The following is a 7,030-nucleotide window of genomic DNA, read 5'->3' as shown; positions in this document are numbered from 1 at the left end:
ATGCGTTGCGAGTCAAAAAGGCCATGAGCAAGGCGCAAAACGCAGGCGGGGTAGACCCCGCCAAGGCTTTGCAACGCCGCGCAGGGCCTTTTTGATCGCAACCCGAAGGGAATGGGGTGAAAACAGCGCCACTCTGCGTTGCGCTCCTAGCCCAGACGCCCGGTCTGGGCGTCGTCGCGCGCCTTGATTGGCGCTGTTTTCACCCCATTCGCATTTGCATAAATAGCGTTCACAGGCCCTAGCGTAACTGCAATGAATTTTAAACTTGCCCGCAGATTCCCCGGCCGAGGCTGCTTCACGTCAACCGAGGAGCCCCCGCACGAGCAACAACCCCAATCCCGTGCAGGTATGGACCATTGGCGTCAGGCATTCCTGTCGCGGACAACCAGAACTCCATCGCTGCCGGCCCGCACGGCCCGATCCTGCGATCCAAAGCCTGCAGGGGCGCGCCTCCGACCCTGGCTGCCTGGGCTCTTGCCGCCAGTGATTGCCCTGCGCGGTGCAGGTTGGTTCGTGCCAGTGCATGAGCGCGTGCATGGACAGGCCGCAGCATTGCGCGTATGCTTCCAAAAAAATAATTGTCTCGGTACGGTGCGATCTGGCGAGCAAAGTGGCATTCAGGACCACGCAGCAGCTTGCGACGCATGCGTACGACGTAAGGAGGAGCGGAATGGCCCATATGGTCCTCGCAGTCCAGTGAACGGCGAATGTCAAGCGCCAAACTGTCGTTTTCCAGCCCACAGGCACCACCCAGCGCCAGCGTTCTGCGCTGCCGAAATGTGCCCGCGCGTGGCCGCACGAACCGATGGTGTAGCGCCAGGTATTTTCATCGAGGCGCGATAGCGGCCGCGCATCGTTTGCCAACCCCTGTCTGGAGGAGCCCCCTATGGATGTTCATGCCGGGTCAATGAAGGCGCGCAATGACGCGCCAATAACGCCGCAAGGCGAGCAATCGGCCTTCCTGCAAAACATCCTCGAATCATCGACCGAGTACTCGATCATCGGCAAGGATCTCACCGGCAAGATCCAGCTCTGGAACGCCGGTGCACGCCGCTTGTATGGCTACGAGCCGGAAGAAGTCATTGGCAAGGCCAACTCGTCCATGCTTCATACGCCGGAGGACATCGCCACCGACAAGCCCGTCCAGATCATGGCCGCCGCCCTGCAAGCCGGTAAATGGGAAGGCACCATCACGCGGGTCCGCAAAAGCGGTGAGCAATTCACCGCGCGCGTCGTCATCACGCCACGCCGCGACGCAGCGGACAAGCCCGTCGGCTTCCTGCTCATCTCGAAAGACATCTCGGATGAAATCCGCCTGACGGAAGAACTCCAGGCCACGCAGTTCTATGCGCGCAGCCTGATCGAGGCCAGCCTGGATCCACTGGTCACCATCAGCCCGGAAGGCAAGATCACCGACGTCAATGAAGGCTCCATCAAGGTCACCGGCGTGCCGCGCGAGAAGCTGATCGGGACCGATTTCTCGGACTACTTCACCGAGCCCGACAAGGCGCGCCAGGGGTACCGGGAGGCGTTTTCCAAGGGAGCGGTCACCGACTATCCGCTCACCATCCGGCACACGGACGGACGGCTCACGGACGTCCTCTACAACGCTGCGGTCTACAAGGATGTCCGGGGGAACGTTCTCGGCGTGTTCGCGGCCGCACGCGACGTGACGCAAAGCCGCAAGGCGGAGCAGAGATTCCGGACCCTCATCGAGTCGGCTCCGGATGCAATGGTGCTGGCCAACAAGGAGGGCATCATCCTCCTGGTGAACAACCAGACCGAAAGCTTGTTCGGTTATGAGCGCGACGAGATACTCGGGCAATCCGTTGAGATCTTCGTCCCGAACCGTTATCGAAAGGGCCACCCAGGACACCGGGGGAAATTCTTCGCCGAACCGCGCCTGCGTCCCATGGGGGCGGGCGTCGAACTCTGGGGTGTTCGCAAGGACGGAAGTGAGTTCCCGATCGAGATCAGTCTCAGCCCGATCGAAAGCCCACAGGGTTTGACCGTCGCGGCGACCATTCGGGACGTAACCATACAGAAAACAGCCTCCCAATATGCCCGGAGCCTGATCGAGTCAAGCCTGGACCCGCTGGTCACCATCAGCGCAGAAGGCAAGATCACCGACGTCAATGCGGCTTCTGCCGAGATCACCGGCTTGCCGCGCGAGAAGCTGATCGGGACCGACTTTTCCGACTACTTCACCGAGCCGGAAAAGGCGCGCGAAGGCTACAAGCAGGTTTTCGAAAAAGAATCGGTCTCCGACTATCCGCTGACAATCCGGCACTGCAACGGCAAGCTCACCGACGTGCTGTACAACGCCTCGGTATACAAGGACACACGCGGCAATGTGCTGGGCGTGTTCGCCGCCGCGCGCGACGTGACGGCACAGAAGAAGGCCGAGGCCGAGGTCGCCGAGCAGCGAACCAAGGAGCTGGAGCGGCTGGCGGAACTGGAGCGCTTCCAGAGGCTCACCGTCGGGCGTGAACTCAAGATGATCGAGCTCAAAAAGGAGATCGAAGAGCGCAAGCGGGAGATCGAGGAGCTCAAGAAAACCGGGGGCGGGTGACAGACCATGTCAACGAAGACGGCGCCAAGCATGGATGCTGAACAGCAGTTCAGCCAGGCCGACTACGCGAAGGCGGTGGTCAACATCCTGGAGGATGCCGCGGGCGAAAGAGCCCTGCTGGAGCTGACGCAGAAGGCTGTTCTCAACATACTGGAAGATTCTGGTGCCGAAAAGCTGCGCCTCGAGGAGATGCAAAAGGCGGTGCTCAATATTCTTGACGATCTCGCGGGGGAGGTGAGCGAGCGTACGCGCCTGGAGGATCGGTTTCGTGCGCTGCTGGAAACCGCGCCAGACGCGATCGTCATCGTCAACGAGGCGGGATGCATGGTGCTGGTGAACGCGCAAACGGAGAAGCTGTTCGGCTATGCACGCAGCGAACTGCTGGGCCAGATGGTCGAGATGCTGCTGCCCGAGCGGTTCCGGGGGCTCCATCCCCAGCACCGGATGCGCTTCGGTTCAGAGCCGCGGCTCCGGCCGATGGGCGCCGAACTGGAGCTGCAGGGGCGGCGCAAGGACGGGAGCGAGTTTCCGACTGAAATCCTCCTGAGCCCGGTGAACACGGACGAGGGCATCCTCGTCTCGGCGGCGATCCGCGACGTTTCGCGGACCAAGGACATCGAGCACCAGATCCGGACTTCGCTGAAGGAAAAGGAGGCGCTGCTGCAGGAGATTCACCACCGGGTAAAGAACAACCTGCAGATCATCGCCAGCTTGCTGTCGCTGCAATCGGGCTACATCCGCGATCCGCAGACGCTCATGCAGTTCCAGGAGAGCCAGGGTCGCATCCGTTCCATGGCCCTCATCCACGAAAAGCTTTACCAGTCGGAGACGCTGGCAACGGTGGACCTGGCGGACTATGTGCAGACGCTCGTGAGTATTCTCATGCGCACCTACACCTCCAATGCCAAGGTGAAACTGGAGTTCCGGCTCGAGCCGGCGGCGGTTAGCATCGATACCGCGGTGCCTGTGGGCCTGATGCTCAACGAACTCGTGACCAACGCGCTCAAGTACGCGTTCCCCAATGGCCGTCCGGGGCTCCTGCTCGTGATGTTGAATACCGAAGCGGACGGGAAATTCGCCCTGCGCGTGCACGACGACGGCGTCGGGCTGGCGCCGGACTTTCAGTTGGAGCAGGCCAATACACTGGGCCTGCGGCTGGTCAGGATGTTCACCAGGCAATTGCGCGCCGACGTGACGCTGCGCTCCAGGCCCGGCCACACAGCGTTCGACATTCGATTCAAGGAGGCGGCGGTCAAGTCGCCGTGAAGACCATGGAACAGTTGCTGGGCAAAACCCGTGTGCTCGTGGTCGAGGATGAGATCGTCGTCTCGGAAGACCTGCAGCAACGGCTGGTGGGGCTCGGCTTCGAAGTCGCCGGAGCGGCGGACACCGCGGCCGATGCCATCCGGATCGCCACCACCATGCGGCCCGACGTCGCCCTGATGGACATCATGTTGCACGGCCGGCCCGAGGGCATCGACGCCGCCGAACACCTGCGTGGCGAGCTGGACATCCCGGTCATCTACCTCACGGCGCACAGCGATTCGGCTACCTTGCAAAGAGCCCGGCTCACCGACCCGGCGGGCTATATCGTCAAGCCGTTTGATGATCTGCAGCTGCGCGTGGCCATCGAGCTGGCACCGATGCGACATGAGATGGAGCGCAAGGCGCGCCGGGTCGCGCGGTGGTTGACCGCCACGTTCACGAGCATCGGCGACGCCGTCATTGCCACCAACACCCGTGCCGAGATCCTGCTGCTCAATCCCGCCGCGGAAAAGCTGACCGGCTGGACGCAGGATGAGGCCGCCGGCAAACCATGCGGCGAAGTCGTGCGTCTGATGAAACAGGGCGCCGCCCAGCCCCTGGAAGACCCGGCCGCGCGCGCCCTGCGCCACGGTGTGGTCGTCCGTCTGGACCCGGACACCGTGCTGATCACGCGCACGGGGGAGGAGCGATATGTGGATGACAGCGCTTCGCCCATTACCGACGAGACAGGCAAGATCATCGGCGCTGTCGTGGTGATGGTCGAGACCCCGGACCGGGGCACCGCGAAGAGCCGCGAACAGGCCTTGACGCGCCAGGTGGTGCAGCTGCTGGCCGAGAAGGAGCAGCAGGAGGTGCTCGGTGCCCAGCTGGAAACCTTCGCCGCTGCCGTGAGCCACGACTTGCGCGCGCCGCTGCTGGCAATTTCCGGCTTCTCCGAGCTGCTCGCCAATAAGCATCGTGACCAGCTCGACTCGTCAGGACAATTGTTCCTCGATCGCGTTCAGGCAGGCGCGCTCCAGATGAAACGCATGATGGAGGACTATCTGCTTTTTCTGAAGTCGAACCGCGCGCAATCGCTTCGTCTGGCGGCGGTGGACCTGAAGCGCATGGCGCAGGAAGTTTTCGACGACCTTGCCTCCCTGCCTGGCCAGAAACCGGTGCAGTTCGTGTGTGAAACGCTACCGCAGGCCTGGGCTGACGAGTCCATACTCCGGCATGCGCTGGTCAACCTGCTCGGCAACGCGCTCAAGTATTCGTCGAAATGCGAGCAACCGGTGGTGGAAGTCGGCGCCGCTGCAGACGGTGAAGCAGGCGAGGACTTTCATACCTACTTTGTCCGCGACAACGGTGCGGGCCTGGATCTGGCGGGCGCAGCGAAGCTCTTTGAGCCGTTCCAGCGCTTCCATAGCGCGGCCGAATTCCCCGGCACAGGGGTGGGGCTGGCCATTGTCAAGCGCATCGTTGAGAGCCATGGCGGAGGGATCCGGGCTGAGAGCCGGCCAGGCGCCGGCGCCACATTTTTTTTCACCCTGCCGGCGAGAGCTCCCAGCGAGCCGAAGCCAGCGTGATGCGAGCCCCTGCGATGAATTCAGCCACGCTTCTCCTCGCCGAAGATCAGGCGGCGGTCACCGCCGATCTTGGAGCCCGGCTCACGCACAATGGCTACAAGGTCTGCGGCATCGCAGCCTCGGGCGAGGAGGCACTCGCCCTGGCGCGCCTGCATCGGCCAAGACTCGCGTTGATGGACATTGGAATCCGGGGCGAGATGAACAGCATCCAGACCGCCGAGATCCTGCGCCACGAACTGGACGTGCCGGTGATCTTCCTCTCCGCGCACTCCGACGAGGCAACGCTGCAGCTTGACAAGCTCACTTTCCCCTACGGCTTCCTCGTGAAACCTTTCGGCGAGCGCGAACTGCAACTCAGCATCGAAGCGGCCCTCCACAAGCACGAGTGTGAACGCCAGCTCGCCGCCGCGCATCTGGAAATCCGTCGCCTCAATGCCAGCATCGAACAAGGTGTGAGCGAGCGAACGGCGGAACTGGAAGCTGCGCTGACGGAGATCGAGGGCTTCGTGCATGCCGTCGCACATCACCTGCGTTCGCCGCTGCGTGCCATGGAAGGCTATTCGCATCTGCTGCTGACCCGGTACGCCGCCAATCTTCCAGATCCGGCCTTGCGATTTCCAGGGGTGATTGCCAGCAGTGCCAAGCACATGGCGCGCCTGGTGGACGACCTGCTTTCGTTCGTCAACCTGCGGCAACAGACCTTGTCTCCCACGCGTGTGGATATCGCAGCCGCCGCGCGCGAAGTCATGGGCGAGTTGATGGCTGCGGAACCCGGCCGCCTCGTGGATGCCCACATCGAGGAACTACCCGACTGTCAGGCCGACCCCGCACTACTGCGGCGGCTCCTGGTCGCACTGCTCTCCAACGCGCTCAAGTTCAGCCGCGACCGCCAGCCGGCGGTCATCACGGTGGGTGCCCAGCCGAACCAGCATGTCTATTTCGTTCGCGACAACGGCATCGGCTTCGACCCTCGCTACGCCGACAAGCTGTTCAAACTGTTCAGCCAGCTGAATCTCCCCGAGGCTTACGAAGGCACCGGCGCAGGCCTGGCGATGGCCCTGCGCATCGCCGAACGCATGGGTGGCCGTATCTGGGTGGAGTCATCTCCCGGGTGTGGCGCCACATTTTTCTTCAACCTACCGGTCCCATCATGAAAATTTTCGCACCAGACATCTTGTTGGTTGAAGACAGTCAAAGTGACGTCGATCTGTTCATGCTCGCTCATCAGATGAATGAGTCGGCCACGACCATCAGGGTCGCGCGTGATGGCATCGAGGCGGTGGAAGTCCTCCTCGGTGGAGAACGCCGACCCGGGAACGCCCAGGACGCCTTGCCCCGACTGGTGCTGCTTGACCTGAATATGCCAAGGCTCAACGGGTTTGAAGTGCTGGCGCGGCTGCGTGCCGATGAGCGCACACGGCAGCTTCCTGTGGTGATCTTCAGTGCGTCCGATCAAAGGTCGGACAGACTTGAAGCCGAGCGCCTTGGCGCCAATGGCTACGTCCGCAAACCTGTGGAGTTCGAGCATTTGTGCGAAACCCTGGCGCAGTTCGAACGCGACTGGCTGAGCGCAGGCCTTGCGCCACGGCATCCGCCGGAATGATTGTGAAAGGGGTTACTCACC

General features: G+C 62.4%; 5 protein-coding genes. All 5 read left to right on the top strand.

Translation table 11 applies throughout. From position 1 onward, the window contains the following. Window positions 1–886 precede the first annotated feature (886 nt). From AC1DUR_RS02555 to AC1DUR_RS02535, 5 genes are read left to right on the top strand one after another with little or no spacing between them, the layout of a single operon-like run. On the top strand, window positions 887–2,572 hold the full coding sequence (locus AC1DUR_RS02555; RefSeq protein WP_477717216.1) for a PAS domain-containing protein: 1,686 nt from the start codon (window positions 887–889) through the stop codon (window positions 2,570–2,572). Between the two features lie 30 nt (window positions 2,573–2,602). Further along, window positions 2,603–3,838, top strand: a complete 1,236-nt coding sequence (locus tag AC1DUR_RS02550; RefSeq protein ID WP_477717215.1) for a sensor histidine kinase — start codon at window positions 2,603–2,605, stop codon at window positions 3,836–3,838. A 5-nt stretch (window positions 3,839–3,843) separates the two neighbouring features. After that, window positions 3,844–5,406, top strand: coding sequence for a sensor histidine kinase (locus AC1DUR_RS02545; protein ID WP_477717214.1), 1,563 nt, complete (start codon window positions 3,844–3,846; stop codon window positions 5,404–5,406). Window positions 5,407–5,420: 14 nt separating this feature from the next. Continuing rightward, window positions 5,421–6,560, top strand: a complete 1,140-nt coding sequence (locus tag AC1DUR_RS02540) for a sensor histidine kinase (RefSeq protein ID WP_477717213.1) — start codon at window positions 5,421–5,423, stop codon at window positions 6,558–6,560. Further along, window positions 6,557–7,009, top strand: coding sequence for a response regulator (locus AC1DUR_RS02535; RefSeq protein WP_477717212.1), 453 nt, complete (start codon window positions 6,557–6,559; stop codon window positions 7,007–7,009). The genes AC1DUR_RS02540 and AC1DUR_RS02535 overlap by 4 nt, the downstream gene beginning before the upstream one ends. Window positions 7,010–7,030: the final 21 nt, after the last annotated feature.

Source organism: Polaromonas sp. P4_F4, from assembly GCF_056401355.1.
This window is presented reverse-complemented; position numbering and strand designations above follow the sequence as displayed.